Raw genomic sequence first — 26,978 nt, 5'->3', positions numbered from 1 at the left:
GTGACGCTGCCATATGGTGAATCCGCGCAAGGACTGGCGCGACACGCTTCATGCTTTGTTAGCCCTCAACGTTCACCGTCCCGCACATCGATTAATCCTAATCGAAGTTTGTTGCGTTGCGTACCAGAAGGGTAACACTCAATGTCCGGTATCGTTCTCTCCGCGTCGGTTCGTCAGAACCTGCTCTCCCTCCAGTCCACCGCTGACCTTCTCGCCACCACGCAGAGCCGTCTGTCGACCGGCAAGAGCGTCAACTCGGCTCTGGACAATCCCACCAACTTCTTCACCGCCCAGTCGCTCGACAACCGCGCCAGCGACATCAACAACCTGCTCGACGGCATCGCCAACGGCGTGCAGGTGCTGCAGGCTGCCAACACCGGCATCACCTCGCTGCAGAAGCTGATCGACAGCGCCAAGTCGATCGCCAACCAGGCGCTGCAGACCACCGTCGGCTATTCCACCAAGTCCAACGTCTCCACCACGATCTCGGGCGCGACTGCGGCGGACCTGCGCGGCACGACGTCGTATGCCAGCAACACGGCGCTCAGCAGCGTGCTGTACAGCGGCGCTGCCGGCGGCACGACCGCTGCGACTGGCACGACCACTCTCGGCGCGACCCAGGGCACGTTCTCGAACACGGTTGCCGTGAACGCTGCCGACGGCACCACCGCCGTGACCGGCACGATGACCCTGATCGGCACCACCGCCGCCACGAAGATCGGCACGGCTCCCGCCGACGGCGACACGCTGACGGTGAACGGCAAGACCATCACCTTCCGCGCCGGCTCGGCCCCCTTGGCGGCCGCGGTCCCGACCGGCTCGGGCGTCAGCGGCAACCTCGTGACCGACGGCAACGGCAACACCACCGTCTATATCGGTACCGCCGCGGCGCCGACTGCGACCGTCAACGACGTGCTGACGGCGATCGACCTCGCCAGCGGCGTGCAGACCTCGACGATCACCAACGGTGCTGCGACGATCGGTGCCGCCTCCGGTGCGACGGCGTCGTCGATAGCCGCCGGCATCGTGACGCTGAAGAGCTCGGCGGGTGCGGACGTGTCCGTGACCGGCAAGGCCGACCTGCTCAAGGCGTTTGGCCTGACCACCGCAACGGGTGGCGGCAACGCCACGGCGACGGCGACCCGTACGACCAGCTCGGGCTCGCTGGGCGCTCTGATCACGGACGGTTCGACGCTGAACGTCGACGGTCACGTCATCACCTTCAAGAACGCGCCGGTCCCGGGCTCGACCAACGCCCCGTCGATCCCGACCGGCTTCGGCAAGAGCGGCAACGTGATCACCGACGGCAACGGCAACTCGACGGTCTACCTCCAGGCCGGCACCGTCGCCGACGTGCTCAACGCGATCGACCTTGCCACCGGCGTGCAGACCGCCACCATTGCCGCCAACGGCAGCGCGACGCTTGCGGCCGCCTCGGGCCAGATCGCCTCGTCGATCAACGCCTCCGGCCAGCTCAAGCTCTCGACCGGCATCAATGCCGACCTGTCGATCACCGGCACCGGCAACGCGCTGAATGCGCTTGGCCTCGCCGGCAACACCGGCACCGCCAGCGCATTCTCGGCGGCGCGCACCTCCGGCATCGGCGGCATCAGCGGCAAGACCCTGACCTTCACCTCCTTCAACGGCGGCACCGCGGTTGACGTCACCTTCGGCGACGGCACCAACGGCACGGTCAAGACGCTCGACCAGCTCAACTCGAAGCTTCAGGCCAACAACCTGTCCGCGACGATCGACGCCAACGGCCTGCTGACGATCTCGACCACCAACGACTACGCGTCCTCGACCATCGGATCGAGCACCGCGGGTGGTGCGATCGGCGGCACGCTGACCTCGTCGCTCACCTTCTCGACGGCTTCCACCCCCGTCCAGGACGTCGTCGCGCAGACCTCGCGTGCCAATCTGGTCAACCAGTACAACAACATCCTCCAGCAGATCGACTCGACCGCGCAGGACTCCTCGTTCAACGGTGTCAACCTGCTCAACGGCGATCAGCTCAAGCTGGTGTTCGACGAGACCGCCAAGTCGAGCCTGAGCATCACCGGCGTGACCTACAACTCCAAGGGTCTGGGCCTTGCTGCGCTGACCAGTGGTGTCGACTTCATCGACAACGCTGCCACCAACAAGGTGTTGACCAACCTGAACGCTGCGTCGAGCACGCTGCGCTCGGAAGCTTCCGCTCTGGGTTCGAACCTGACCATCGTGCAGGTGCGTCAGGACTTCAACAAGAACCTGATCAACGTGCTGCAGACCGGTTCGGCCAACCTGACGCTGGCCGACACCAACGTCGAGGCGGCCAACAGCCAGGCGCTGTCGACCCGCCAGTCGATCGCGGTCTCCGCGCTGTCGCTGGCCAACCAGTCGCAGCAGAGCGTGCTCCAGCTGCTCCGCTAAGTCGCGGACGACATCGCAAGCAGGATCAGGCGGCGGGGCTTCGGCCCCGCCGCTTTTTCGTATGTCATTCGATCTTTCGAGAAACCAGGAGACGCTCTGAAAAGTAACCAGCGGTTATGGTTAATGGAGCGTAAGCGCAGAGAAACGCCAATTATTTCAGACGGATTGTCGATGCTATCCGCGCCTTCCGGCAGCTTATGGTGAACCGCCGCTTATGCCGGCGAGACGCGTTTCACCCTTTGTTAGCCATGTCCGCGCAGGCTGTGCCCGTCACTCGATCCGAAGCGATCGAACGAAGACGCGTAAGCCAGAAGGGTAAGAGTCATGTCCGGTATTGTTCTCTCTGCGTCGGTTCGTCAGAACCTGCTCTCTCTCCAGTCCACCGCCGACCTCCTCGCCACCACACAGAACCGTCTGTCGACCGGCAAGAGCGTCAACTCGGCGCTGGACAATCCCACCAACTTCTTCACCGCCCAGTCGCTCGACAACCGCGCCAGCGACATCAACAATCTGCTCGACGGCATCGCCAACGGCGTGCAGGTGCTGCAGGCCGCCAACACCGGTCTGACCTCGCTGCAGAAGCTGATCGACAGCGCCAAGTCGATCGCCAACCAGGCTCTGCAGACCACGGTCGGCTACTCCACCAAGTCCAACGTCTCCACCACGATCGCGGGCGCAACCGCCGCCGACCTGCGCGGCACGACCTCCTATGCCAGCGCGACCGCCTACAGCAACGTGCTGTATAACGGCACGGCGGGCGGCGTTACCGCGGCCGTCGCAACCACCACTCTCGGCGCGACCCAGGGTACGTTCTCGAATACGGTTGCCGTGAACGCTGCCGACGGCACCACTGCCGTGACAGGCACGATGACCCTGATCGGCACCACCGCCGCCACGAAGATCGGCACGGCTCCCGCCGACGGCGACACGCTGACGGTGAACGGCAAGACCATCACCTTCCGCTCCGGCTCGGCCCCCTTGGCGGCCGCGGTCCCGAGCGGCTCGGGCCTCAGCGGCAATCTCGTGACCGACGGCAACGGCAACACCACCGTCTATCTCGGCACCGCCGCCACCCCGGCCGCGACCGTCAACGACCTCCTGACCGCGATCGACCTCGCCAGCGGCGTGAACACCTCGGTCATCGCAAGCGGGTTGGCGACGATCGCGAACAGCGCGGGCCAGACGCCCTCCTCGATTGCCGCGGGTATCACCACGATCAAAAGCTCGACCGGTGCCGATCTATCCTTGACCGGCAAGGCCGACCTGCTCAAGGCGCTGGGCCTCACCAGCGCGACCGGCGGCGGCAATGCGTCGCTGAGCGTCACCCGCACGACGAGCTCGAGCTCACTGGGATCGCTGATCACCGACGGCGCATCGCTGAACGTTGACGGCCACGTCATCACCTTCAAGAACGCGCCGGTTCCGGGTTCGACAGGTGCGCCGGCCATTCCAGCCGGGTTCGGCAAGAGCGGCAACGTGATCACCGATGGCAACGGCAATTCGACCGTCTACCTCCAGGCCGGCACTGTCGCCGACGTGCTGAACGCGATCGATCTCGCCACCGGCGTGCAGACCGCGTCGATTGCGGCCAACGGTGCGGCGACACTGAATACCGCAACCGGCCAGAGCAAGTCGTCGATCAACACCAGCGGCCAGCTCCAGCTCTCGACCGGCATCAATGCCGACCTGTCGATCACCGGCACCGGCAACGCGCTGGCAGTGTTTGGTCTTTCGGGCAACACCGGCAATGCGACGGCGTTCTCGGCGGCCCGTACCTCCGGCATCGGCGGCATCAGCGGCAAGAACCTGACCTTCACCTCCTTCAACGGCGGTACGGCGGTCGATGTCACCTTCGGCGACGGCACCAACGGCACGGTCAAGACGCTCGACCAGCTCAACTCGAAGCTTCAGGCCAACAACCTGTCCGCGACGATCGACGCCAATGGCCTGCTGACGATCACGGCGTCCAATGACTATGCCTCCTCGACGCTCGGCTCGACTGCAGCGGGCGGTGCGATCGGCGGCACGCTGACCTCGGCGCTGACGTTCTCGACGGCTTCCACGCCCGTCCAGGATGCGGTCGCACAGACGGCCCGTGCGAACCTGGTATCTCAGTACAACAACATCCTGAACCAGATCGACACGACCGCGCAGGACTCCTCGTTCAACGGCGTCAACCTCTTGAACGGCGACCAGCTCAAGCTGGTGTTCGACGAGACCGGCAAGTCGAGCCTGAACATCACCGGGGTGACCTACAACTCGAAGGGTCTCGGCCTCGCCGCGCTGACCGTCGGCGTCGACTTCATCGACAACGCCGCCGCCAACAGGGTGCTGACCAATTTGAACGCCGCGTCGAGCACGCTGCGCTCGGAAGCCTCGAGCCTCGGCTCGAACCTCTCGGTGGTGCAGATCCGTCAGGACTTCAACAAGAACCTGATCAACGTGCTGCAGACCGGCTCGTCCAACCTGACCCTGGCCGACACCAACGTCGAGGCCGCCAACAGCCAGGCGCTGTCGACCCGTCAGTCGATCGCGGTCTCCGCGCTGTCGCTGGCCAACCAGTCGCAGCAGAGCGTGCTCCAGCTGCTCCGCTAGTAAGCAACTGAAATTACGAGGTAAAATCGAGCGGCGGGGCCATTTGCCCCGCCGCTCTTTTTGCATTTGGAGGCGGGCAGGGGCCTTCACCCGCCATTAACCCTATCCCTTAAACCGGCGTTAACCATACTTTAAAGGACACCTTCTAAAACTGGACCAAAGCCCCGCTTTGCAGACCGCGCGGCCGATTCGTATCCGGTTCAAGAGGAAGACTCGCCAATGTCCAACATCGTTCTCTCGGCGTCCGTTCGCCAGAACCTGTTGTCGCTGCAGTCGACGGCCGACTTGCTGGCCACGACGCAGGAGCGGTTGTCGACCGGCAAAAAGGTCAATACGGCGCTCGACAATCCCACCAATTTCTTCACGGCGCAGGGGTTGGACAACCGGGCGAGCGACATCAGCAACCTGCTCGACGGCATCAACAACGGCGTGCAGGTGCTCCAGGCCGCCAACACCGGCATCACCTCGCTGCAAAAGCTGATCGACAGCGCGAAATCGATCGCCAACCAGGCGCTGCAGACCACCGTCGGCTATTCCACCAAGTCGAACGTCTCGACCACGATTCCCGGTGCGACGCCGGCCGATCTGCGCGGCACGACGTCCTATGCGAGCGCAACCGCCAACAGCAACGTGCTCTATACGGGTGCCCCCGGTGGCGTGACGCCGGTTACGGCCGCCGCCGCCCTCGGTGCATCGCTCGGCTCGACGGCGGGCACGTTGACCGGCGTTGCCACAACCATGGCCGACGGCACCACTGCCCTGACCGGCAGCGCGACGCTGATCGGCACCACGGCGGCCAGCACCCTCGGCTCGTCGCCGGCCGACGGAGATTCGATCACCGTCAACGGCAAGACCATTACGTTCCGGACCGGCGCGGCGCCCGCGACGCAGCCGACCGGCTGGGGCCTGGATGCCAGCGGCCACATCGCCACTGACGGCAACGGCAACTCGATCGTCTATATGGGCACGGCCGCCGCGCCCACCGGCACTGTCAACGACCTCTTGAGCGCGATCGACTTGGCGAGCGGCGTCAAGAGCGCCGCGATCAGCGCCGGCGCCGCGACCATCTCGGTCAGCGGCTCGGCCGGTCCCGTCGGCACGCTGCAGGTGGCATCGTCGATCGCGGGCGGCCAGGTCACCCTGAAGAGCTCGACCGGCGCCGATCTGAGCGTGACCGGAAAGGCCGACTTCCTCAAGGCGCTCGGTCTGACGTCCGCAACCGGCGCCGGCAACGCCAACGTCACCGCGGCCCGGTCGACCACCGCGGGTTCGCTCGGCACCCTGGTGCAGGACGGCTCGACGCTGAACATCGACGGCCACACCATCACCTTCAAGAACGCGCAGACGCCGCAGTCGGCCGCGAGCGTCACGTCGGGTGGCGTCAGCGGCAACATCGTCACGGACGGCAACGGCAATTCGACCGTCTACATCCAGAGCGCGACGCTGACCGACCTGCTCAACGCCGTCGACCTCGCGACCGGCGTCAAGACCGCCAGCATCTTCAACGGCGCGGCGACGCTGTCGACCACTGCAGGCCAGATCCCGTCGTCGGTCAACAGCAGCGGTCAGCTTGCGCTTTCTACCGGCGTCAACGCCGATCTCTCGATCACCGGTACCGGCAATGCCCTCGGCGCATTCGGTCTCAGCGGCAATACGGGAACGGCGACTGCCTTTACTGCGGCCCGCACGTCCGGCGTCGGCGGCATCAGCGGCAAGACGCTGACCTTCACCTCGTTCAACGGCGGCACCCCGGTGAACGTCACCTTCGGCGACGGCACCAACGGCACCGTCAAGACGCTGGACCAGCTCAACGCGCAGCTGCAGGCCAACCACCTGACGGCGACGATCGATGCCAACGGCGTGCTCACGGTGACCACCGTCAACGAATACGCCTCGTCGACGCTCGGTTCGACCCTCGCGGGCGGCGCGGTCGGCGGCACGATCACCGGTGTTCTGGCCTTCACCACCGCGCAGCCGCCGGTCCAGGATCCGGTGGCGCAGACCGCGCGCTCCAACCTGGTCAACCAGTTCAACAACATCCTGGCCCAGATCGACACGACGTCGCAGGACTCCTCCTTCAACGGCGTCAACCTGCTCAACGGCGACACGCTGAAGCTCGTCTTCAACGAGACCGGCAGCTCCACGCTGAGCATCAACGGCGTGGTGTTCAATGCGGCGGGCCTCGGTCTCAGCAATCTCGTCAACGGCGTCGATTTCATCGACAACGGCGCCACCAACAAGGTGCTGGCCAGCCTGAATGCAGCCTCGAGCACGCTGCGCTCGGAAGGCTCCACCCTCGGTTCGAATCTGTCGATCGTGCAGGTGCGTCAGGACTTCTCCAAGAACCTGATCAACGTGCTGCAGACCGGCTCGTCCAATCTGACGCTCGCCGACACCAATGAGGAAGCGGCGAACAGCCAGGCGCTTTCGACTCGCCAGTCGATCGCGGTCTCCGCGCTGTCGCTGGCCAACCAGTCGCAACAGAGCGTGTTGCAGCTGCTCCGCTAAGTTCGCGGCGCAAGTTCGCTACTCGAGATTTCGCGGCGGAGCTAACGCTCCGCCGTTCTTTTAAGGGAGATCGCTAAGACAAGATTAGCTGAGATCGATGCGCATCACGCCGAGCGAGTTTACATCGTGCGTGCGTGCATCTAGCGTTGCGCGACGAAGAGCTCCGTGCCCCGTAATTGTCCGGAGTGCTTCCAAGCACAACACGTAAGCAAATCTTAAGCGGTGCTGCCTAGGGTTGGGAAAGAAATCCTTAAGCGCGTAGAACGCGTTAGGTAACGTCCAGGGTGTGATTGATGTCGAATTCCGCTGCCTCGGCTTATGCGCGTGTTGCAACGACCACCGCATCTCCTCGGGACATCGAGGCGCAGACCCTGCTCAAGGCGGCCAACAAGCTCCAGGACGCGGTGAACAACGCCGATCCGCTCAGCGAGCAGACCATGCAGGCCCTGATGTTCAACCGCAAGCTCTGGACCATCTTCCTGAGCGAGGCGATGCGTGACACCAATCCGCAGCCGATCGACGTCCGGCAGAAGATCGCCAACATCAGCGTGTTCGTATTGAGCCAGACGGCCGCGCTGCAGATGAGCCCGCAGTTCGATCATTTCCGCCCGCTGATCGAGATCAACCGCAACATCGCTGCAGGCCTGTCCGGACGGCCGTGACGCAGAGCGGTCGTGGTCGAGCATTTGCCGACCGCGGACCAGGTCGACGCTGACGGAAGCCGGCGCTGGGGCGGATCAATGACATCGCCACCGAACTTGCGGCGGACTCGACTGGTGTCGATCCGCCGTCGTGACGGTCGACACCTCGTCGTCAGGCGCTGACGTCCGTGCTGAGCGGACGCGAGGGCTCGGACTTCATATCCAGAGCATGGAAATAGGCGCGCCGGCGCAGCATCGCCTCGTCGGGGAACTGGGTCACCACCGCGTCGGTCTTGGCGTTGACGACCTGGAAGACGAAGGACGCGGCCGCCTGGTCGAACACGACCTGGCGCGAGACGTTCTCGTGGTTCGGCAGATCATTGCGCACAGGCGCGCCCGTATCGCTCGCGGCGACCGTCTGGCTCACCGGAAGATCCGTTTGCACAGCCTCGTTCGCCGCCACGTTGGACGTCGGTACGATCTGCGCGGGTGCCGGGATCCCCACCGGCCTGATGCTGAAATCTGTACTCATGGCAGCCTCCTGGTTGCCTTACTTGAGTCAAATCCCAACCCCTCTAATAGCGCAACCATGGAACACCAGGTTTGAAGACCTGGTAAGGAAACGTGACTAACCGTGCGACGCTATCGCCGCGCAATATTTCGTAAAAATGTCGCTTGTCCTGTGCGCTCAGAGCGAGCGGCTGACCGCGAGCGGGGTGATGTGGCGCGGACCCGGCGCGGCGCGGCGCCCCGCGGCCGTATAGGTGTTCGGCACGTTGCGCTTCTGGATCTCGGCGTTGACGCCGCGCACGACGCTCTCGGAGACGGCGTGCGCGGTCGCCAGCACGGTGAGATTGACCTGGAGCATCGCGCGAAACGCATCGTGGTGGCGATGCAGCGTCGAGAGCAGCTCCGGCGCGGATTTCGCGAGCTGGGCCTGGTTCGCCTTCAGCTGGCTGACGGCGCCGACGTAATTGCGCGACAGCTCCTGCTTCTTGCTCTCGAGCGTCATCGCCTCGCGGACCTTGCCGGCGCGAACGAGCTCGGTCTCGCGCTCGATCAGTCCGAGCAGCGCGCTCATTGCGTCCATCAGGCCTTCGGCGAGCTTGCGCGCCTCGGTGCTGCCGGGCGCAGTGTTCGGACTCTGGGCTTGCAGCGGCTGACGTGAGGCGTGGAAATGGTTCATTTCGTTTGACCTTATGCCGTGCGGATCGTTTTCGCCTGCTGCATGATCAGGGTGCGGTAGACTTCGGTGGCGACGCCGACGCCGCCGGCCTGGGCAAAGCTCTTGGAATATTGCTCGGTCAGCATCGAGCGCCACACCCCGGTGCCGGGCGTATCGCCGAACGGACCTTCGCCCTTCAGGCCCGAGGTCATCTGCGAGAACATGCTGTTGAGGAACATCGCCTCGAAATCGGTGGCGGTCTTCTGCGCCTTGGCCTGCTGCTGCGGTGAGACTTTCTGCAACGCGGCGGCGAGCTCGAAGTCCGGCCGGCCGTTGCGGCTCTCCACCGAGAACGCCGAAGCGGTGGTGGCGCGCGGGGTGTTGATGGAGCCTGCCTGCATCACATCACCTCGATGTCGGCTTCGATCGCTCCGGCGGCCTTGATCGCCTGGAGAATGCTGATCATGTCGCGGGGACCGATGCCGAGGCCGTTGAGGCCGTCGACGAGCTGCTGGAGCGAGACGCCGTCCTTGACGACGGCCAGCTTCTTGCCGTCCTCGGTGACGGTGACGCTGCTGCGCGGCGCGACCACGGTGCGGCCGCGCGACAGCGGGTTGGGTTGGCTGACCTGCGGGCTCTCGGAGATGGTGACGGTGAGGTTGCCCTGCGCCACAGCGACTGTGGCGACGCGGACGTCGCGGCCCATCACGATGATGCCGCTCCGTTCGTCGATGATGATCTTGGCGGCGAGATCGGGATCGACCTGGAGCTGCTCGATCTCAGTGAGGAATGCGACGACGTTGCCCTTGAACTCCGGCGGGACCGACAGCTGCACCGTCGAGGGGTCGATCGGCTCGGCGGTCTTGACGCCGAGATAGTCGTTGACCGCAGCCGCAATGCGCTTGGCGGTGGTGAAGTCGGCGTTGCGCAGCGCCAGCCGCACGTTCGGCAGCCGATTGAGCGCGAACTCGATCTCGCGCTCGATGATGGCGCCGTTGGCGATGCGTCCGACGGTCGGAACGCCGCGCACGATCTTGGCCGCCTCGCCCTCGGCCTGGAAGCCGGAGATCGCGAGCGAGCCCTGCGCCACCGCATAGACGTTGCCGTCGGCGCCCAGGAGGGGGGTCACGAGCAGGGTGCCGCCCTGGAGGTTCTTGGCGTCGCCGAGCGCGGAGACGGTGACATCCATGCGCGTGCCCTGGGTGGCGAAGGCCGGCAGGTTGCCGGTCACCATCACGGCGGCGACGTTGCCGGTGCGGATGGTGGCGCCGCGGATGTTGACGCCCATGCGCTCGAGCATCGCCTGCAGCGATTGCTTGGTGAAGGGGATGTTGTTGAGCGTGTCGCCGGTGCCGTTGAGGCCGACGACGAGGCCGTAGCCGATGAGCTGGTTCTGCCGCACGCCCTCGATGTTGGCGAGGTCCTTGATGCGCGATGTCGCGCTTGCAGGCGTGACCGAGAGCGCCAGCGCTGACAACGCGGCGCAGGCCACCCCAACAATCCTCACCCAACGAACGCCTGGCATCCTCTGCTCCCCAAGGCTCCTAAAGAAGCTCCTCAAATCGGAAGGACCTGCACGACACTCCCATGACGAGCTGGTCCGGCGCTTTCCTTGCGAGCGCTGTGCCAACCCGGGGCTTCGGGATAGATCGCTGAATAGGTTGAATAAATCTGTTTCGACCGGTGTCAGCGGGCGTTGTGCCTGAGGAGCGAAACTGCCGCCTGTCGGCAGATTTTGCCGGGCTGTTTACGGGCCGTTAACCATAAAACGGCGAAGCTCCGGCATCGATCACCCGGATTCCTTCCGATGCGCATCTACGGACCGAACGGAACCACGCTAGGAACGCCGGCCAGCCAGGCCAGGCGGACCGGCTCCGGCACCTTCGTGCTGCCCGACACCTCGTCGGCGCAGGAGACGCGGAGCGCTGCCGCACCGAAGGCCACCGCCAACATCGACGCGCTGCTGGCATTGCAGGGCGTCGAAGAGGATCCGGTCGAGCGCCGCAAGCGCTCGGTCGCCCGCGGCAGGACCGCGCTCGACGTGCTCGACGATCTGAAGATGGGACTGCTGTCCGGAAACCTCGACGCCTCGACCGTGATGCGTCTGCGTGATGCAGCGGCGAACCTCAAATCCTCGTCGGGCGATGCCGGACTCGATTCCGTGCTCTCGGAGATCGAGTTGCGCGTCGAAGTCGAGCTCGCGAAGGCCGGGCAGGCCTAGCGTCTACGCCGCTTCCTCCTTCTGCTGCGCATCGTAGCGGCGCTGCGCCGCGAGCACGTCCTTCAGATTCTGCTCGGCCCAATCGCGCAGGGGATCGACCGCCGCGGCCAGCGTCAGCCCGAGTGGCGTGATCGAATATTCCACCGTGACAGGAACGGTCGCGATGGCATGGCGCCTGATCAGGCCGTCGCGCTCGAGCGACTTGAGAACCTGACTCAGCATCTTCTGCGAGATGCCTTCAATCGTGCGCCGCAACTGATTGAAGCGCATCGGCTCCTCGCGCAGGAGCAAGAGGATCAGCACCGCCCATTTGTCGCCGACGCGATCGAGGATTTGGCGGGTAGGGCAGTTCGCTGCATAAACGTCGGGTTTCATCGTCGGTCCTCGAGAGTCTGGTCGCTTGCGAATATGCATGCCGGTTACTCCAGCGTAATCAGGTAAGCACAAAGTGCTCTCTTAACACCAGCATCCTTTGCGATATCTAGTTACTGATAGTTACTATAGAAGCAAAGGAGCCTTCCATGAAAATCGCAGTCGCCGGCGCCTCGGGCCGGGCCGGGTCGGAGATCACCAGGGAACTGTCCCGCCGCGGCCACGCCGTCACAGCCATCGCCCGGAATCCCGAGAAGATCGCAGCCCTGCCCAACGTCACGCCGACCAAGGGGGATGTGCTCGACCAGGCCGGTTTGGCCAAGCTGTGGGCCGGGCACGACGTCGCCGTGAGTTCCGTGCACTTCCTGGCCAGTGACGCGCTCAAGCTGATCGGTGCGGCGAAGGACTCCAAGATCGGTCGTTACCTCGTGGTCGGCGGCGCCGGCAGCCTCGAGGTCGCCCCAGGCGTGAAGCTGGTCACGACTCCCAATTTTCCTACCCAATACAAGGCTGAGGCGGAGGCGGGCTCGGCCTTCCTCGACCTGCTGCGGCAGGAAAAGGACCTGAATTGGACCTTCATCTCGCCGTCGGCTTTGTTCGTCGAGGGGGAACGCATGGGCAAGTTCCGGCTTGGGACCGACCAGCTTCTCGCAGATGCGAATGGAAAGAGCTGGATCACCTTCGCCGACTATGCCATCGCGCTCGCCGACGAGATCGAACGGCCCGCCCATCTGAGGCAGCGCTTCACGGTCGGCTATTGAGCCGTCAGCCGCCCCCAAGGTCCCTCCAGGATAAACCTTCCTGTGCAAGGGCTTGGGGGCGGCACCCGGGCGGTGAGGGGAAATATTGTCTGTCACAGGAGGCCGCTATATAACGCCCCGCTCGACGGACCTCGTTCCGTTTGCGAGTCGTTGCTTAGACAGATAGGCCTCCCTTGGAAAAGTTGAAAAACTACCGACCGACCGACAAAGAGCCTTTCATGAACGACCGGCAGAAGGAGTACTTCCGTTTGAAGCTCCTCGCCTGGAAGGATGAGATCCTCAAAGAGTCCAAGCTCACCCTGCAGGCTTTGCAGGAGGAGAACGTGAACCACCCCGATCTCGCCGATCGGGCATCGTCCGAAACCGACCGTGCCATCGAACTCCGCGCCCGCGACCGCCAGCGCAAGTTGATCGCCAAGATCGACGCCGCGCTCCAGCGCATCGAGGACAACACCTACGGCTATTGCGAGGAAACCGGCGAGCCGATCTCGTTGAAGCGGCTCGAAGCCCGGCCCATCGCAACGCTCTCGGTGGAAGCGCAGGAGCGCCACGAGAAACGCGAGAAGGTCTATCGCGACGAATAGAGCCCGGGCCGCCAAGTGCGGCTCTTTGTTTTTGGGACGCAAGGCGCCGTTTGGCGCCGTGATCCGCATTTTGTCTGCCGCTTGCAGCCGCGCGGCAACATGCGAAGCGTGATCGCGAAAAGTGAATCACGATCAATGGGCTAGACTCGATTCCTCCGAGCTCACGTGAGTTCGGATGAGAAACAGCCTTCACTTCAGGTGGGGCAGGTTTTGCGAGTCGCATCAACGACGTCGGCTCGAATGGTGAGACGCCGATCCAGCTGCATCAAGCATCGCTGCAATCAGGTCTGCCGCGACGCCAGGAGGCGCGCGTCCCCATAAAGCCTGGACCAGCTCAATATTTCCTTAAATGCCGGCAAGAGGCCGTAAGTCGCATCCGTCAGCTCGTACTCGACCCTCAAGGGTTTCTCCGTGAGGACGATGCGCGATACGAGGCCATCCTGCTCGAGCTCGCGAAGCTGCGTGGTCAGCATGTGCTGGGTGATGCCGCCGATCGATCGTCGCAAGGCACCGAAGCGAACCGCACCGTTCATCAGCGTAAACAGGATCTCCAGTTTCCACTTGCCGCCGAGGGCGTGGATGGCGCGCTTGAAGTCGCCGAGCAGGGCAGGATCTGGGCTGCAATCGCAGTCGTGGTCGCAGTTGCTGGTCAGGTTTTCCATACCGGTCTCGAAATCCATTCTACTTGTCCCCTTGGAGATAGTGACCAGATGCGGCCTTGAGCAGGGCCGCATCGGAACCGATCCGCCGACCCTCGCATCGAGGGGAAGTTGGCAATGAGCACTGTTCTGGTCACCGGCGGGTCGGGCTTCGTCGGCATTCACGTCGTCCTGCAACTTCTGGCCGCGGGCCATGACGTGCGGACGACGGTACGCCGGCCCGATCGTCGGGACGACGTGCTGGCGATGCTGCGCGAGGGCGGGGCGGCTTCGCCGGAAACTGTGTCCTTCTTCACGGCGGACCTCACGGCAGACGCGGGCTGGCGCGAGGCGATCGACGGGTGCGACTACGTCATGCACGTCGCCTCGCCGCTGTCGACCAGCGTGCCCAAGGACGAGAACGAGATGATCGTCCCGGCTCGCGACGGCACGCTGCGGGTGCTGCTCGCCGCGCGCGAGGCCGGCGTCAGGCGCGTCGTCATCACCTCGTCGCTGGGCGCGATCGGCTACGGCCATCCGCCGCGTGAAAAGCCGTTCGACGAGACCGACTGGACCGATCTCGATGCTTCCGGCCTGCAGCCCTACATCAAATCCAAGACGCTGGCCGAGCGGGCGGCCTGGGATTTCATCGCGCGCGAGGGCGGCGGCCTCGAACTGTCGGTGGTCAATCCCGCCGGCATTTTCGGTCCCGTGCTGGGGCCGGACTTCTCTGGCTCGATCGAGATCGTCAAATCGCTGCTCGACGGCGCCATGCCGGCGGTGCCGCGGGTTTATTTCGGCGTGGTCGACGTGCGCGATGTCGCCGATCTGCACCTGCGCGCGATGACGGCGCCCGAGGCCAGGGGCGAGCGCTTCATCGCGGTCTCCGGTGAAACGATGTCGATCCTCGATATCGCCAAGGTGCTGCGGCGGGAACTCGGGCCGTCCGCTCGCCGGGTTCCGCGGCTTCAGGCCCCCGACTGGCTGGTGCGGCTGGCCGCGACCCGGATTCCCCTGCTGCGTGCGGTCGTGCCGATGCTCGGCAGGGTGCGGCGTTCCACCAGCGCCAAGGCGAGGTCGCTGCTCGGCTGGGAGCCCCGTTCCAACCACGAGGCGATCCTTGCGACCGCCGAGAGCCTGATCCGGCTCGGCCTGGTCAAGGCGTGAGGTTGCCCCCGACTTGTCACGCCCGGGCGGGGATGCTGAAGTGTCGCCTTCGAATGCGTAGCGTGGGAGCCGGCGCCGATGGACAGGATACTCCAAGCCGCAAAGGCGATCGCGCTGGCGCGCCGCAACCATGCGCCGCTCGCGGCGCTGGAGCGTCCTCCCGCTGATGAAGCCGAGGGCTATCAGGTCCAGCGCGCCCTGCACGATCTCCTGCTGCCGCATCTCGGTCCGCTCGTTGGCTACAAGATCGGCTGCACCAGCCAGGTGATGCAGGACTACATCGGCATTCCGCACCCCTGCGGCGGTGGCGTGTTCCAGAAGGGGGTCCATGACAGCGGCGCCAAGCTCGCCACCTCCAACTATGTCCGGGTCGGCGTCGAGTGCGAGATCGCGGTGCGGCTCAAGCGGGACCTTGCCGCCGGCGAGGCGCCGTTCACGGCCGAATGGGTCGGCGAGGCGGTCGATGCCTATCATCCCGCAATCGAGATCGTCGACGATCGCTACGTGAAGTGGGAAACGATGGGCGCGCCGACCTTGATTGCCGACGATTTCTTCGCCGCCGGCTGCGTGCTGGGTCCGTCGGTGCCGCGCTCGTCGGTTCCGGACCTGAAGGTGGTCAAGGGCCGTGCCATCATCAACGGCGAGGAGGTGAGCCAGGGTACCGGCGCCGACGTGCTCGGCCATCCCCACAACGCGCTCGCCTGGCTCGCCAACCATCTCGCCGCCGAGGGCAAGGGTCTCCATGCGGGGCAACTCGTGCTGACGGGCAGCCTGGTCAAGACGCTGTGGCTGAAAGCCGGCGACAAGGTGCGGATGGAGCTGGATGGGCTGGGCGTGGTGGAGGCGGAGTTTACGTGAGCTCTCGCCACCGTCATTGCGAGGAGCCCTTCGCGACGAAGCAATCCAGTATCGTTCCGCGGCGGCAGTCTGGATTGCTTCGCTTCGCTCGCAATGACGGAGGCTGGGGCACGCTTGATTACACCGACTGGCCTCGAAGTCATGCGTCGCGGCACATCATCTCCGAAACACATGCGGCCTCCGGCAGGGGAGCTACCGGAGGCCGCGTAGTACACCGTCGTTCGCGCCTAGGTTCGCGAACACGATGTGGGAGCTCGGGAGAGGACTAGAAGGGCAGCAGCACGTCCATCACTTGCTGGCCGTAGCGCGGCTGCTGCACGTCGGTGATCTGGCCGCGGCCGCCATAGGCGATGCGGGCCTGGGCGATCTTGGTGGAGTCGATGGTGTTGTCGCTCTGGATGTCCTCGGGGCGTACGATGCCGGCCACGATCAGCTCGCGGATCTCGAAGTTGACGCGAATCTCCTGCTTGCCTTCGACGACCAGGTTGCCGTTCGGAAGCACCTGGGTCACCACGGCGGCGACGTTGGTTTGCAGGGCTTCCTTGCGGTCGACGCTGCCCTTGCCCTCGCTGGACGAGGTCGAGTCGGCTGTCAGGATACGGCCGGGCAGGATCTTGTTGGCCTGGGTGATCGTTTGCGAGCCGATGAAGTCCGTGATTCCGGAATCTTCCTTGTTGGTGCGGCTGCGCGAGGTGTCGTTCTCGATGTTGGCCTTGTCCGTGATGTTCACGGTCACGGTCAGGAGGTCGCCGACCTGGCGGGCGCGCTGGTCCTTGAAGAACGCGCGGCTGCCGTTGCGCCACAGCGAGTTCGGATTGTAGGAGGCAACTTCCGGCTTCGGCATCGGCATCTGCACCGGCTTGTAGCCGGGCTGCGTCGTCGGATTGTCGATCGCCGACAGCTTCGGCTGCTCGCCGATCTGCGACAGGCGGTCGATCGAGGAGCAGCCGCTTGCCAGCGCACAAGTTGCCAGCAGCAGGGCAGAGATCGCGATGCGACGAAGGCGGAAAGCCGAACTGAACGTGGACATGACCTACTCTGACTTGGCTGGAGCTTGCGGGAGACGAGCTTGCGGGATCGGGGGCTGCGGGATCTGTGCCTGGGCGATCTGGGCCGCAGACGCGGGTGTCTGGATCAGGCTCTGCGCCAGGGCTGCGGCCGGCGGCACGTCGTCGCGCTTGATCGACGAGGTCTGCTCGACGGCCGGCGCCATCGGCGCGGATTGACTTCCACCCTGGACCGTCACCTGGCCGCGGCCGGTGACGACGCCGGTCAGCGTGCGCTTGGATTGCAGATTGAGCACGCTGACGGTGTCGCCCTCGGCTCCGTTCTCGATCGCCTTGCCGCGCGTGGTGAGATAGAGGCCGGGCACCTGGTAGATGATGGTGACGGCCTGATCGCGCAGCACGAAGTCGGGCTTGACGATGTCGGCGACGCGGAGCGGCGCGCCCGCGCGCATCGCCCGGCGCAACTGCATGCCGATGCTGCGGTCGCGCGCGGCCGGTTCCCCGGTGACCTCGGCCTTCGGCCGGCGTTCCAGCGAGACGTCGGAGGATTTCAGAAGCTCGGCGCGGTCGATGTCGCGGGTCAGCACGGCCACTTCCACGGTCTCGATCGCGGTGCCGCTGAAGCGCAGCTTGGTCGGCGCAGAGTTGCTGTCGTTGGCAATCTCGAAGGCGATGTCGAAACGGCCGCTGCGGGCGTCGTAGCGGGTTGCGACCGGCTCGAGCGCGCCGGTGTTGGAGGCATCGAGCCGCATCTCGGCGACGCTGCGGTCGAACGTGACGGTGATGTTGGCGGCTTCTCCGAGGCCGAAGCGGCGCTCGAGCGCAGCGGTGACCGCGTTCTGGATGTCCTTGCTGGCGAGCGTGCGGGCGAGGCGGGTGACCTGGACCTCCTTGATGTCGCCGGTCGTGACGCCGATCACCTGTTTTGCCCGCAGCACGGCGAGCACCTGGCCGACCGTCAGCGTGCCGGTGGTGCCGAGATCTGGCGAGCGGTAGACCGGGATCAGCGCGGCGGATCCTGCGTTCTCGATCAGATCGCCGATCCGCACCACGTCCGACGTGACGGTGACGCTTGCGCGCAGCGCCGGCGAGGCGATGAATTCGTCGGCGGCCACTGCCGGCAATGCCAGCATGAGAAGGGTGGAGATCGAGGCGAGCGTGGTGCGGATCATCGTCATCACCTCAGCGGAACAGCGCCGTGGTCGACTGCATCATCTGGTCGGCCGCGCTGATGACCTTGGCGTTCATCTCGTAGGCGCGCTGCGCGGCGATCAGGTCGCTCATCTCCGAGACGACGTCGATATTGGCCTGCTCCAGGCTGCCCTGCGTGATCTTGCCGTAACCCTCGGAGTTGGCGGTGCCGTCCTGCGGCGCGCCGGAGGAGGGCGTCTCGATGAACTGGTTGTTGCCGACGGGCTGAAGGCCCGCCTTGTTGATGAAGCGCGTGACGCCGATCTGGCCGATGATCGACGAGGTCGACGAACCCGGCAGCGTCACCGAGACCTGGCCCTGCTCGCTGACCGAGATCCCCGAGGCGTTGTTCGGAATGGTGATGGTCGGCTGCACCGGGTTGCCCTGCGCGGTGACGACGCGGCCCTGATTGTCCATCTGGAAGGTGCCGTCGCGGGTGTACTGGTAGGTGCCGTCGGGCATCAGGATCTTGAAGAAGCCATCGCCCGAGATCGCGAGATCGAGGTCGTTGCCGGTCTGCGACAGCGTTCCCTGCGTCATGCTGCGCGGCGTGCCGACGGTCTTGACGCCGCCGCCGATGTCGACGCCGACCGGCAGGATGGTGCCCTGGTCGGACGACTGGGCGCCAACGCGGCGGACGTGCTCATAGATCAGGTCCTGGAATGCCGCGGTCTGCTTCTTGAAGCCGGTGGTGCGCAGGTTGGCGATGTTGTTGGAGATCACCTGAACGTTGAGTTCCTGTGCCGCCATTCCGGTCGCAGCGGTGTGAAGCGCCTGCATGTCAGTTCTCCTTCAATCAGGCCGGAACGTCGGCGAGCTTGTCGATCGCCGATTTGTGGAGGTCGCTCTGCTGCTGGAGCAGGCTGGCGATGGCGGTGTAGCTGCGCATCACCTCGACCATGCGGGTCATCTCGCCGACCGCATTCACGTTCGACTTCTCGATGTAACCCTGCTGCAAGGTGGACCTGGTGTCGGCCTGCTGGTTGGCCGAGCCGGCGCCATAGAGATTGCCGCCGAGCTTGGTCAGCTTGGCCGGATCGTCGAACGACACCATGCGGATCTTGCCGCGGATCGAGTCGGTCCGCGCCGTACCCTCGAGCACCGTGACGGTGCCGTCGGGCGCGACATTGATGTCGTGGTCGGTCGGCTGGAAGGTAATCGGGCCGGCATTGCCGAGCACGAGATTGCCGCTCGCGGTGACGAGCTGGCCGGTGCTGTTGAGCGAGAACTTGCCGTCGCGGGTATAGAGCTCGCCGCCATTGGCCTGCACCGCGAAATAGGCGTTGCCGTTGATCGCGATGTCGAGCGGATTGTTGGTCGGCTCCAACGGCCCCTGGCCGACGTCGCGGAAGGTGCCGCGATCCTGCACATAGGAGATCCGGCGGTCGCGACCGATGAAATTGTCATGACGTGCGTTCGAGTTGAGATACTCCTCGAACAGCGAATGGTCGGCCTTGAAGCCGTTGGTGTTGGCATTGGCGACGTTGTTGGCGACGACGTCCATCTGCCGTTCCAACGTCATCTGCCGTGACAAGCCGATCAGAAGCGCGTTCTGCATCGGAAAATCTCCCCTGAGTGAGATCTGCCATTTCGCTCTCCCAAGCGCCTTGGCGGGTCCCGTGAACGAGACCTCGGGTTCTCCCAAACCGTGAGGTCTCGGTCCTCTCTCAGCGAAAGCCGTGCCAACTTAAAAAGGCACACAATTTCAAATGGTTGCTGATTTTTGAGGGGCGCGGAAGGGCGGCAGAAAGGTTCTGTTAGCCATGTTTGCCCGGCAGATTTTTCCTAGCGGAGGCCCAATCGAAAGGTTCCGTTAACCATTATTACCGTAGCGTTTGCGCATCAGAGGAGCGCATTGCGCTGGGGCATTTGTATCGCGTCACTGTCTGCCAGGAGGCTTCGCTCTTTCGACCCCTTTGAGAAATGAACGAGCGCGGCAACCATGGCAGAGAATGAGGAGGGCGGCGCAGCCGCCGACGGCGCGGAAGCCGCTCCGCCGAAGAACAAGCTCAAGCTCATCATCATGGCTGTTGGGCTGCTCGCCGTCCTCGGCGGCGGTGCGGCGACCTGGTTCTTCTTCTTCCGTCATGGCGACGCCGAGCATCATGCCGAGGCCGCGCCGCCGCCGAAACCGCCGGCCTTCGTCGACGTCCCGGACATGATGGTCAACCTCGCCGGTGCGCCGGGCGAGCGCGTGCAATATCTGCGGCTGAAGATCGTGCTGGAGCTGAAGGAAGAGAAGCAGATCGAGGCGATCAAGCCGACGATGCCGCGCGTCACCGACATCTTCCAGACCTATGTGCGCGAGCTGCGCCCCTCCGACCTCAACGGTTCCGCCGGCATCTTCCGCCTCAAGGAGGAGCTGACCAAGCGCGTCAACGCGGCGGTCGCCCCGATCCAGGTCAGCGCGGTGCTGTTCAAGGAAGTCGTGGTCCAGTGAGCATGACGGACTAGGGATCATGGCGGGCAACGACCAGGTCGACCAGGATGCAATTGCCGCCCAGTGGGAGGCCTCGCTCGATTCCGAGGATCCCGCCGAGGCCGCAAAGGCTGCCGCCGAGAACGAGCTGTCGGAAACCATGGCCCTGCAATGGGCGGCCATGGTCGAGGACGGCAGTCGCGATCTCGGCACCGGCAAGAACTCCGGCGAGCGGGTGCTGTCGCAGGAGGAGATCGACAATCTCCTCGGCTTCACCGTCGGCGACGTCACGCTCGACGATCATTCCGGCATTCGCGCGATCATCGATTCTGCGATGGTCTCCTACGAGCGTCTGCCGATGCTCGAAATCGTCTTCGACCGCCTGGTGCGGCTGATGACGACGTCCCTGCGCAATTTCACCTCCGACAACGTCGAAGTCTCGCTCGACCGCATCACCTCGGTGCGTTTCGGCGACTACATGAACTCGATCCCGCTGCCCGCCGTCCTCACCGTCTTCAAGGCCGAGGAGTGGGAGAACTTCGGCATGGCGACGGTCGATTCCAACCTGATCTATTCGATGATCGACGTGCTGCTCGGCGGCCGCCGCGGCACCAGCCAGCTCCGCATCGAGGGCCGGCCCTACACCACGATCGAGACCGAGCTGGTCAAGCGGCTGGTCGAGGTGGTGCTGGCCGATGCCGAGCAGGCGTTCCGGCCGCTGTCGCCGGTGACCTTCACGATCGACCGGCTCGAGACCAATCCGCGTTTCGCCGCGATCAGCCGTCCCGCCAACGCCGCGATCCTGGTCCGCCTGCGCATCGACATGGAAGATCGCGGCGGCAATATCGAGCTGCTGCTGCCCTACGCGACCATCGAGCCGATCCGGGGCGTCCTGCTCCAGATGTTCATGGGCGAAAAGTTCGGCCGCGATCCGGTCTGGGAAGGCCACTTCGCCACCGAGATCGTGCAGGCCGAGATCGCCGTCGATGCGGTGCTCTATGAGGCCGACATTCCGCTCAAGCAGCTGATGCGGCTCAAGGTCGGCGACACGCTGCCGCTGGACATGCGCGCCGACGCCAACGTCACCGTGCGCTGCGGCGACGTCACGCTGACCGAGGGGCGGATGGGCCGGGTCGGCGACCGCGTCGCGATCCGCGTGACGAAACCCTTGCGCAAGCCAAGTACGACACTTGCGATGTTCGAGAAGGTCGACGAGCAGAACAAGATGATGGAGGCCCCATGAACCACTCCCTGGGAATGGCGATCGAGACGCTGGTGGCTATCCTGCTGATGCTGACGATCGTCTACTGCGTCATGCTCAACAAGCGGCTGACGCGGCTGAAGGCGGACGAGCATTCGCTGAAGGCGGTCATCGGCGAGCTGATCACCGCGACGGAGATCGCCGAGCGCGCGATCGGCGGGCTGAAGCTGGCCGTGCGCGACGTCAACGAGAACCTGGGCAGCCAGCTCGCCGCCGCGACGCAGATGTCGGACCAGCTCTACAAGCAGCTCGGCGAGGCCGACAACGTGGTGCGGCGCCTGTCCAAGATCGCGATCGCCGCGCGTCCCGTGACGAACCCCGAAACGGCCGCCGCGCCTGCGGCCAAGCCGTCGACGGCGAAGGCGGTGGCGGCTGCGGCCGAAGCCTTCTCCGAGCGCCGGCGATCCAACGGCCTTGCCGCATAAAGCCTGGGTATGAAGTCCTTTCGTAACATCCGCGTCATTCCGGTCGTCCTGGTCGCCGTCGCAGGCCTCGCCACGCTGAAGGTGGCGGGCCTCGTGATCAACGGCGGCTACGTCTTCGACTACAAGCCGAACCAGACCAAGAAATCCTGGGCGCAGGAGAATCTGAATTTCCCGACCGGTCGCGATGACCCCGACATCACCGGATCGACCCATGGTGCGCCGAAGGAGGCGCCCAAGCCGGCCGCACCGGAGACCAAGCCCGAGGGCACCGTGGTCAAGGTGGAGGAAGGCCAGCCCCAGGTCTCGGCCTCGGAACGTGCGATCCTGGAACGGCTGCAGGCGCGGCGGCAGGAGATCGAAGCCCGCCAGCGCGAGATCGACATTCGGGAAAGCCTGCTGAAATCGGCCGAGAAGCGCATCGAGAACAAGGTCGAGGAGATGAAGGCGGTGGAAACCCGCATCTCCGCGACGCAGGCCGAGCAGAAGGCCGCCGAAGCCCAGCGCATGAAGGGCCTCGTGACCATGTATGAGGGGATGAAGCCCAAGGATGCCGCGCGGGTGTTCGACCGGCTCGAGATGGGCGTGCTGATCGAGATCGCCTCGGCCATCGCGCCTCGCAAGATGTCGGACATCATGGGATTGATGTCGCCGGAGGCGGCCGAGCGGCTGACGGTCGAGATGGCCCGCCGCGCCAATGGCGGCGGCGATCAGTCCGCCTCGGCCGGCGATCTTCCCAAGATCGAGGGCAAGCCGACGCAAAAGCCGAATTGAGGGCTCATACTTAAGAAGTCCTTAATTGGGAAAACCTTAGATTCAACGGTACGGGCCGGCGCCAGTGCCGCCACGCCCGCCGAACCGGAAGAAATGCCGCCAATGGCGCGAGAGGCTGCCGCTGGATTTGTGTCGCGAGCCCGCGCAGCGGCGCGGGGATTGTCGCGTCATGTCCGGAAGGCGCGCGTGCTGACGGCCTGTATCCTGATTGGCCTCGCGGCGCCGGTCCGGGCGGCCGACCCGGTCAGGGGCGAGGCGAATTTTTCCGCCGGCGGCGGCTTTGCTCGTCTCGTGATCAGGCTCGGCGAGGACGTTCCCTCCGAGGTGACGACCGCAGGCTCCATTCTCGTGATCCGTTTCGACCGGCCCGTCGACGTTCCCGTCGACCGGATCCCGGAAGGTGCGCCCGATTACGTCAACTCCGCCCGCCGCGACCCGGATGGGAGCGCGATCCGCCTGTCGCTGGCGCGGCGCGTTACCGTCAACACCATGAACGCCGGCGAGCGCACCTTCGTCGACCTGCTGCCCGAAGGCTGGAAGGGACCGCCGCCGAGCCTGCCCATGGACGTGGTCAAGGAGCTCGCCGAGCGCGCGCGCGTGGCCGAGCGCGCGCTGCGTGCCCAGCGCGCCGCGGCCGAGGCCAGGAAGCGTCCGCAGATCCGCGTGCGTGCCTCGGTGCAGCCGACCTTCGTGCGCTTCGTGTTCGAGATGCCCGACGGCGTCGGCGTCTCCTCCGTGCTCAACGAGCAGAAGCTCACGCTCGCCTTCAACGCCAACCTCAATTTCGACCTGGCGGACGCGGTCGTCGCGGCGCCGCCGAACGTCGCCTCGATCAAGCAGAAGGCCGACATCGACCAGACCAATGTCGAGATCGCGCTGATCGGCGATTCAGACGTGCATTCATTCCGCGACGAGAAGAACTACGTCGTCGATGTCGCCTTCCAGCCCGACAAGGGCAAGGCGGCCGCGACGCCCGAGGCGGCGATCGCGCAGATGAAGCCCGCCGGTCACGCACCGGCGCCTGCGCCGGAAAAGCCGGCGGCCGAGAAGCCGAAGGACCCCCGCAGCGAGATCGCGCCGCCGACCTCCGAGACGATCGCACGCGAAGCCAAGATCGACATCAAGCCCGAGGTGAAGCCGGAAGCGCCCGCCGCGCTGCCGTCCACCGAGGCGCCGAAACCGGCAGCCGCTCCCGCGGTCGAAGCTGCGCCCGCTCCGGAAGTGCCCAAGGAAGCCGCGAAGCCGGCGTCGCCCGCTCCCGAAGCTGCGGCGGTGCTTGCCAGGCCGGCGCCGGCCGACGCGCCGAAAGAGCCGGTCAAGGAAGTCGTCAAGGCTGCGCCCGCGGCGCCGGCCGCGCCGCCCGCCGTTGCCAGCGTCGATGCGCGCCGCGACAGCGACGGATTGCGCGTGACGTTCCCGCTTCAGGTCGCAACGCCGGCGGCGGCGTTCCGCCGCGGCGACACGGTGTGGCTAGTGTTCGATACGCCGAAGCCGATCGATGTCGAGGCGATCCGCACCAAGGGCGGCGCCATGATCGGCGAGGTCGGCCGCATCCCGCTCGACAAGGGGCAGGCGGTGCGCATCCGTCTCACCCGTCCGCTGGTCTATTCGCTGACGAGCGAGGAGGTCGGCAAGGAGACCAACTGGCTGTTGACGCTCGCCGACAAGATCCAGGCGACGCCGCTGCCGCTGATGATGTCGCGCAACATCACCGATCCCGCGCTCGCCAACATCGCGATCCCCTTCGCCAATCCGGGCCTCCTGCACAAGCTCACCGATCCCGACGCCGGCGATACGCTCTATGTCGTCACCGCGCAGCGGCCGGTGCGCGGCTTCATCAAGCGGCAGGATCTCGTCGATCTCTCGCTCCTGGAATCGGCGCACGGCATCGCGATCCGGCCCAACTCCGACGAGGTCGGCGTCGAGGTCGGCTCTGACAAGGTGATTGTCGGCAAGAAGGGGGGATTGACGCTCTCGCCGGTCGACATCTCGGCCGAGCGGGCGCCGACCGCGGTGCGCCCGATCTTCAGCCCCGAAGGCTGGCGCAAGGGCCAATCGGAAAACTTCATGGTGCGCCAGAGCGAGCTGGTGACGGCGATCTCGGCGGTCGAACCGGCGCTGCGTTCGCTGCCGCGGCTGGACCTCGCGCAGTTCTACATGTCGCGCGCCATGTATCACGAAGCCAAGGCCGTCACCGACGTCATGCTGAGCGATCCCCTCAACAAGGAGGAGAGCGGCGCGCTGATCATGCATGCGATCGCGAGCATCCTGATCGGCCGGCCGGCGCAGGGCCTCAAGGACCTCGCCAATCCCGTGATCGGCAACAGCCATGATTCCCAGCTCTGGAAGGCGCTCGCCTATGCGCGTCAGGGCAAATGGGCGGACGCGCGCGAGAAGTTCAAGAACGTCGAATTCGCCATCGCCTCGCTGCCGCTCGACATCCAGCGTATCGTGACGATGGACGCGATGCGCGCCTCGCTCGAGGTCAAGGACTATGCAGGCGCCTCCAAGCGCCGCAGCGAGCTCGAGGTGGTCGGTGTCCCGCCTGAGGCCGCGCCCGGCTTCGCCGTGCTGCGCGGCCGGCTCGCCGAGGCGCTCGGCCACGACAAGGATGCGCTGGACGACTACAGGTTCGCGGTCGCCTCGAGCGACCGGCCGGCTGCGGCCGAGGCCAAGCAGCTCGAGGTCGCGCTGCGTCAGAAGCGCGACGAGATCGGCAAGGAAGAGGCGCTGCGCGAGCTCGAGACGTTGTCCATGACCTGGCGCGGCGACACGATCGAGGTCAAGACGCTCCAGATGCTGTCGCGGCTGTATGCCGAGAACGGGCGTTACCGGGATGCGCTCACCGCCGCGCGGACCGCGACGAGGCTTCAGCCGAACGCCGAGGCCTCGCGTCAGGCGCAGGATCTCGCCTCCGAGCTGTTCACGCAGATATTTCTCGGGCCGAAGGGCGACGAACTGCCGCCGGTGGAGGCGCTCGGGATGTTCTACGAGTTCCGCGAGCTGACGCCGATCGGCCGCCGCGGCGACGAGCTGATCCGCCGGCTCGCCGACCGTCTCGCCTCGATCGATCTGCTCGATCAGGCCGCCGAGCTCCTGCAATACCAGGTCGATCATCGCCTTGAAGGCGCGGCGCGTGCCCAGGTCGCCGCCCGCCTGTCCATGATCTATCTCGCCAACCGCAAGCCCGACATGGCGATCACCGCGCTGCGCGCGAGCCGCATCAGCGATCTCTCCGGCGAGCTCCGGCAGCAGCGCCTGCTCCTGGAAGCGCGCGCGCAGAGCGACGTCGGCCGCCACGATCTCGCGCTCGACATCGTCTCCAACGTCTCCGGGCGCGAAGTGCTCCGCCTTCGCTCCGACATCTTCTGGGCGGCGCGGCGCTGGCGCGAGTCCGCCGAGCAGATCGAGCTCTATTACGGCGACCGTTTCCGCGACTTCAAGCCGCTCAACGCGGTCGAGAAGAGCGACATCATCCGCGCCGCCGTCGGCTATGCGCTCGCGGACGATTCGATCGGCCTGTCGCGCTTCCGCGAGAAATACGCGCCGCTGATGAGCGAAAGCGCCGACCGTCTCGCCTTCGACATCGCCAGCAAGCCGGCCGCGGCCTCGAGCGCCGAATTCGCCGAGATCGCCAAGCTGGCTGCCAGCGTCGATACGCTGGACGGCTTCCTGCGCGAGATGAAGCAGCGCTTCCCCGACGCCACGGCGCGTGCGCCCGGTTCGCCGCAAGCCAAGGACGAGTCCGACCACACCGGCGCGCTGCCCACGATTCCCGTCGTGCGGCAGATCAAGATAACGCGGTAGGGCTGGTTGCCGCGCGAAACGCGGCCCGTGACGGCTCGACATTCTCCGTCATTGCGAGCGAAGCGAAGCAATCCAGAGTCTCTCCGCGGCGGCAGTCTGGATTGCTTCGTCGCAAGTGCTCCTCGCAATGACGGGGAGGGGGGCGGGCGCAATCGCCGGTGGCGGAGAAGATGCG

General features: G+C 65.3%; 24 protein-coding genes. 14 read left to right on the top strand and 10 right to left on the bottom strand.

Annotated elements, in window-relative coordinates; all coding sequences use genetic code 11:
- Nucleotides 1-141 precede the first annotated feature (141 nt).
- The 4 genes from FJV43_RS05210 (at nt 142) to flaF (ending at nt 8,177) form a co-directional block, all read left to right on the top strand.
- The gene (locus tag FJV43_RS05210; protein WP_239625125.1) at nt 142-2,412 is read left to right on the top strand and encodes a DUF1522 domain-containing protein; all 2,271 of its coding nucleotides are present in this window, start codon (nt 142-144) and stop codon (nt 2,410-2,412) included.
- A 324-nt stretch (nt 2,413-2,736) separates the two neighbouring features.
- Nucleotides 2,737-5,007, top strand: coding sequence for a DUF1522 domain-containing protein (locus FJV43_RS05205; RefSeq protein WP_239625123.1), 2,271 nt, complete (start codon nt 2,737-2,739; stop codon nt 5,005-5,007).
- A 219-nt stretch (nt 5,008-5,226) separates the two neighbouring features.
- Nucleotides 5,227-7,515, top strand: a complete 2,289-nt coding sequence (locus FJV43_RS05200) for a DUF1522 domain-containing protein (RefSeq protein WP_239625119.1) — start codon at nt 5,227-5,229, stop codon at nt 7,513-7,515.
- 293 nt (nt 7,516-7,808) lie between these two features.
- Nucleotides 7,809-8,177 carry a flagellar biosynthesis regulator FlaF gene (gene flaF / locus FJV43_RS05195; RefSeq protein WP_028181463.1) on the top strand — a complete coding sequence of 123 codons (369 nt, stop codon included), beginning with the start codon at nt 7,809-7,811 and terminating at the stop codon, nt 8,175-8,177.
- Nucleotides 8,178-8,328: 151 nt separating this feature from the next.
- On the opposite strand, the gene FJV43_RS05190 is transcribed toward flaF, so the two are convergent.
- The 4 genes from FJV43_RS05190 to FJV43_RS05175 form a co-directional block, all read right to left on the bottom strand.
- Nucleotides 8,329-8,688 (bottom strand): hypothetical protein, encoded by a 360-nt coding sequence (locus FJV43_RS05190; RefSeq protein ID WP_239625117.1) that lies wholly within the window; start codon nt 8,686-8,688, stop codon nt 8,329-8,331.
- A 156-nt stretch (nt 8,689-8,844) separates the two neighbouring features.
- Complete coding sequence (locus tag FJV43_RS05185) at nt 8,845-9,342, bottom strand: hypothetical protein (RefSeq protein ID WP_239625115.1); 498 nt, start codon at nt 9,340-9,342, stop codon at nt 8,845-8,847.
- An 11-nt stretch (nt 9,343-9,353) separates the two neighbouring features.
- A complete protein-coding gene (flgJ, locus tag FJV43_RS05180; RefSeq protein ID WP_239625113.1) occupies nt 9,354-9,722 on the bottom strand; it encodes a flagellar assembly peptidoglycan hydrolase FlgJ in 369 nt (122 codons plus the stop codon).
- The gene (locus FJV43_RS05175; protein WP_028181459.1) at nt 9,722-10,846 is read right to left on the bottom strand and encodes a flagellar basal body P-ring protein FlgI; all 1,125 of its coding nucleotides are present in this window, start codon (nt 10,844-10,846) and stop codon (nt 9,722-9,724) included. The genes flgJ and FJV43_RS05175 overlap by 1 nt, the downstream gene beginning before the upstream one ends.
- Nucleotides 10,847-11,128: 282 nt before the next feature.
- Between FJV43_RS05175 and FJV43_RS05170 the strand changes: the two genes are divergently transcribed.
- A complete protein-coding gene (locus FJV43_RS05170; RefSeq protein ID WP_035678102.1) occupies nt 11,129-11,542 on the top strand; it encodes a flagellar assembly protein FliX in 414 nt (137 codons plus the stop codon).
- A 3-nt stretch (nt 11,543-11,545) separates the two neighbouring features.
- Here FJV43_RS05170 and FJV43_RS05165 read toward each other — a convergent pair whose 3' ends face one another.
- A complete protein-coding gene (locus tag FJV43_RS05165; protein ID WP_061023262.1) occupies nt 11,546-11,917 on the bottom strand; it encodes a helix-turn-helix domain-containing protein in 372 nt (123 codons plus the stop codon).
- Nucleotides 11,918-12,063: 146 nt separating this feature from the next.
- On the opposite strand from FJV43_RS05165, the gene FJV43_RS05160 reads away from it, so the two are divergent.
- A complete protein-coding gene (locus FJV43_RS05160) occupies nt 12,064-12,675 on the top strand; it encodes an NAD(P)-dependent oxidoreductase (protein ID WP_239625111.1) in 612 nt (203 codons plus the stop codon).
- Nucleotides 12,676-12,893: 218 nt separating this feature from the next.
- Complete coding sequence (dksA, locus tag FJV43_RS05155; RefSeq protein WP_085966600.1) at nt 12,894-13,259, top strand: RNA polymerase-binding protein DksA; 366 nt, start codon at nt 12,894-12,896, stop codon at nt 13,257-13,259.
- A 281-nt stretch (nt 13,260-13,540) separates the two neighbouring features.
- On the opposite strand, the gene FJV43_RS05150 is transcribed toward dksA, so the two are convergent.
- Nucleotides 13,541-13,939 (bottom strand): helix-turn-helix domain-containing protein, encoded by a 399-nt coding sequence (locus FJV43_RS05150; protein WP_239625109.1) that lies wholly within the window; start codon nt 13,937-13,939, stop codon nt 13,541-13,543.
- A 96-nt stretch (nt 13,940-14,035) separates the two neighbouring features.
- On the opposite strand from FJV43_RS05150, the gene FJV43_RS05145 reads away from it, so the two are divergent.
- Complete coding sequence (locus FJV43_RS05145; RefSeq protein WP_239625107.1) at nt 14,036-15,064, top strand: aldehyde reductase; 1,029 nt, start codon at nt 14,036-14,038, stop codon at nt 15,062-15,064.
- Between the two features lie 78 nt (nt 15,065-15,142).
- Nucleotides 15,143-15,922, top strand: coding sequence for a fumarylacetoacetate hydrolase family protein (locus tag FJV43_RS05140; protein ID WP_239625105.1), 780 nt, complete (start codon nt 15,143-15,145; stop codon nt 15,920-15,922).
- Between the two features lie 265 nt (nt 15,923-16,187).
- Here FJV43_RS05140 and flgH read toward each other — a convergent pair whose 3' ends face one another.
- From flgH to flgF, 4 genes are read right to left on the bottom strand one after another with little or no spacing between them, the layout of a single operon-like run.
- Nucleotides 16,188-16,952: a flagellar basal body L-ring protein FlgH gene (flgH, locus tag FJV43_RS05135; RefSeq protein WP_239625103.1), complete on the bottom strand. Its 765-nt coding sequence runs from the start codon at nt 16,950-16,952 to the stop codon at nt 16,188-16,190.
- A 3-nt stretch (nt 16,953-16,955) separates the two neighbouring features.
- On the bottom strand, nt 16,956-18,101 hold the full coding sequence (flgA, locus tag FJV43_RS05130; RefSeq protein WP_239625102.1) for a flagellar basal body P-ring formation chaperone FlgA: 1,146 nt from the start codon (nt 18,099-18,101) through the stop codon (nt 16,956-16,958).
- A 10-nt stretch (nt 18,102-18,111) separates the two neighbouring features.
- Complete coding sequence (flgG, locus tag FJV43_RS05125) at nt 18,112-18,900, bottom strand: flagellar basal-body rod protein FlgG (RefSeq protein ID WP_028182232.1); 789 nt, start codon at nt 18,898-18,900, stop codon at nt 18,112-18,114.
- 16 nt (nt 18,901-18,916) lie between these two features.
- Complete coding sequence (gene flgF / locus FJV43_RS05120; RefSeq protein WP_239625101.1) at nt 18,917-19,678, bottom strand: flagellar basal-body rod protein FlgF; 762 nt, start codon at nt 19,676-19,678, stop codon at nt 18,917-18,919.
- A 384-nt stretch (nt 19,679-20,062) separates the two neighbouring features.
- Here flgF and fliL point away from each other — a divergent pair, with 384 nt between their 5' ends.
- From fliL to FJV43_RS05095, 5 genes are all read left to right on the top strand, one after another.
- On the top strand, nt 20,063-20,560 hold the full coding sequence (fliL, locus tag FJV43_RS05115) for a flagellar basal body-associated protein FliL (RefSeq protein ID WP_239625099.1): 498 nt from the start codon (nt 20,063-20,065) through the stop codon (nt 20,558-20,560).
- 19 nt (nt 20,561-20,579) lie between these two features.
- On the top strand, nt 20,580-21,782 hold the full coding sequence (gene fliM, locus FJV43_RS05110; protein WP_061883026.1) for a flagellar motor switch protein FliM: 1,203 nt from the start codon (nt 20,580-20,582) through the stop codon (nt 21,780-21,782).
- A complete protein-coding gene (locus FJV43_RS05105; RefSeq protein ID WP_035675328.1) occupies nt 21,779-22,225 on the top strand; it encodes a DUF6468 domain-containing protein in 447 nt (148 codons plus the stop codon). The genes fliM and FJV43_RS05105 overlap by 4 nt, the downstream gene beginning before the upstream one ends.
- A 9-nt stretch (nt 22,226-22,234) precedes the next feature.
- Nucleotides 22,235-22,996 carry a flagellar protein FlbB gene (locus FJV43_RS05100; RefSeq protein WP_239625097.1) on the top strand — a complete coding sequence of 254 codons (762 nt, stop codon included), beginning with the start codon at nt 22,235-22,237 and terminating at the stop codon, nt 22,994-22,996.
- A 102-nt stretch (nt 22,997-23,098) separates the two neighbouring features.
- Entirely contained in the window at nt 23,099-26,803 is a 3,705-nt protein-coding gene (locus FJV43_RS05095; RefSeq protein ID WP_239625095.1) for a tetratricopeptide repeat protein, read from the top strand.
- Nucleotides 26,804-26,978 lie beyond the last annotated feature (175 nt).

It is taken from the genome of Bradyrhizobium sp. I71 (genome assembly GCF_022354745.1).
Taxonomy (GTDB): Bacteria; Pseudomonadota; Alphaproteobacteria; order Rhizobiales; family Xanthobacteraceae; genus Bradyrhizobium; species Bradyrhizobium liaoningense.
Note: the sequence above shows the minus strand (reverse complement) of the source record. Positions and strands in the feature narration are given on the sequence as shown.

What these genes read in the sequence shown, in the direction of transcription:
- fliM (WP_061883026.1), top strand. Translation starts at nt 20,580, where the DNA reads ATGGCGGGCAACGACCAGGTCGACCAGGATGCAATTGCCGCCCAGTGG.
- FJV43_RS05145 (WP_239625107.1), top strand. Translation starts at nt 14,036, where the DNA reads ATGAGCACTGTTCTGGTCACCGGCGGGTCGGGCTTCGTCGGCATTCAC.
- flgA (WP_239625102.1), bottom strand. Translation starts at nt 18,101, where the DNA reads ATGATCCGCACCACGCTCGCCTCGATCTCCACCCTTCTCATGCTGGCA.
- flgH (WP_239625103.1), bottom strand. Translation starts at nt 16,952, where the DNA reads ATGTCCACGTTCAGTTCGGCTTTCCGCCTTCGTCGCATCGCGATCTCT.
- fliL (WP_239625099.1), top strand. Translation starts at nt 20,063, where the DNA reads ATGGCAGAGAATGAGGAGGGCGGCGCAGCCGCCGACGGCGCGGAAGCC.
- dksA (WP_085966600.1), top strand. Translation starts at nt 12,894, where the DNA reads ATGAACGACCGGCAGAAGGAGTACTTCCGTTTGAAGCTCCTCGCCTGG.
- FJV43_RS05160 (WP_239625111.1), top strand. Translation starts at nt 12,064, where the DNA reads ATGAAAATCGCAGTCGCCGGCGCCTCGGGCCGGGCCGGGTCGGAGATC.
- flgG (WP_028182232.1), bottom strand. Translation starts at nt 18,900, where the DNA reads ATGCAGGCGCTTCACACCGCTGCGACCGGAATGGCGGCACAGGAACTC.
- FJV43_RS05165 (WP_061023262.1), bottom strand. Translation starts at nt 11,917, where the DNA reads ATGAAACCCGACGTTTATGCAGCGAACTGCCCTACCCGCCAAATCCTC.
- FJV43_RS05140 (WP_239625105.1), top strand. Translation starts at nt 15,143, where the DNA reads ATGGACAGGATACTCCAAGCCGCAAAGGCGATCGCGCTGGCGCGCCGC.
- FJV43_RS05095 (WP_239625095.1), top strand. Translation starts at nt 23,099, where the DNA reads ATGGCGCGAGAGGCTGCCGCTGGATTTGTGTCGCGAGCCCGCGCAGCG.
- FJV43_RS05190 (WP_239625117.1), bottom strand. Translation starts at nt 8,688, where the DNA reads ATGAGTACAGATTTCAGCATCAGGCCGGTGGGGATCCCGGCACCCGCG.
- FJV43_RS05205 (WP_239625123.1), top strand. Translation starts at nt 2,737, where the DNA reads ATGTCCGGTATTGTTCTCTCTGCGTCGGTTCGTCAGAACCTGCTCTCT.
- flgJ (WP_239625113.1), bottom strand. Translation starts at nt 9,722, where the DNA reads ATGCAGGCAGGCTCCATCAACACCCCGCGCGCCACCACCGCTTCGGCG.
- FJV43_RS05210 (WP_239625125.1), top strand. Translation starts at nt 142, where the DNA reads ATGTCCGGTATCGTTCTCTCCGCGTCGGTTCGTCAGAACCTGCTCTCC.
- FJV43_RS05185 (WP_239625115.1), bottom strand. Translation starts at nt 9,342, where the DNA reads ATGAACCATTTCCACGCCTCACGTCAGCCGCTGCAAGCCCAGAGTCCG.
- flgF (WP_239625101.1), bottom strand. Translation starts at nt 19,678, where the DNA reads ATGCAGAACGCGCTTCTGATCGGCTTGTCACGGCAGATGACGTTGGAA.
- FJV43_RS05200 (WP_239625119.1), top strand. Translation starts at nt 5,227, where the DNA reads ATGTCCAACATCGTTCTCTCGGCGTCCGTTCGCCAGAACCTGTTGTCG.
- flaF (WP_028181463.1), top strand. Translation starts at nt 7,809, where the DNA reads ATGTCGAATTCCGCTGCCTCGGCTTATGCGCGTGTTGCAACGACCACC.
- FJV43_RS05170 (WP_035678102.1), top strand. Translation starts at nt 11,129, where the DNA reads ATGCGCATCTACGGACCGAACGGAACCACGCTAGGAACGCCGGCCAGC.
- FJV43_RS05100 (WP_239625097.1), top strand. Translation starts at nt 22,235, where the DNA reads ATGAAGTCCTTTCGTAACATCCGCGTCATTCCGGTCGTCCTGGTCGCC.
- FJV43_RS05150 (WP_239625109.1), bottom strand. Translation starts at nt 13,939, where the DNA reads ATGGATTTCGAGACCGGTATGGAAAACCTGACCAGCAACTGCGACCAC.
- FJV43_RS05175 (WP_028181459.1), bottom strand. Translation starts at nt 10,846, where the DNA reads ATGCCAGGCGTTCGTTGGGTGAGGATTGTTGGGGTGGCCTGCGCCGCG.
- FJV43_RS05105 (WP_035675328.1), top strand. Translation starts at nt 21,779, where the DNA reads ATGAACCACTCCCTGGGAATGGCGATCGAGACGCTGGTGGCTATCCTG.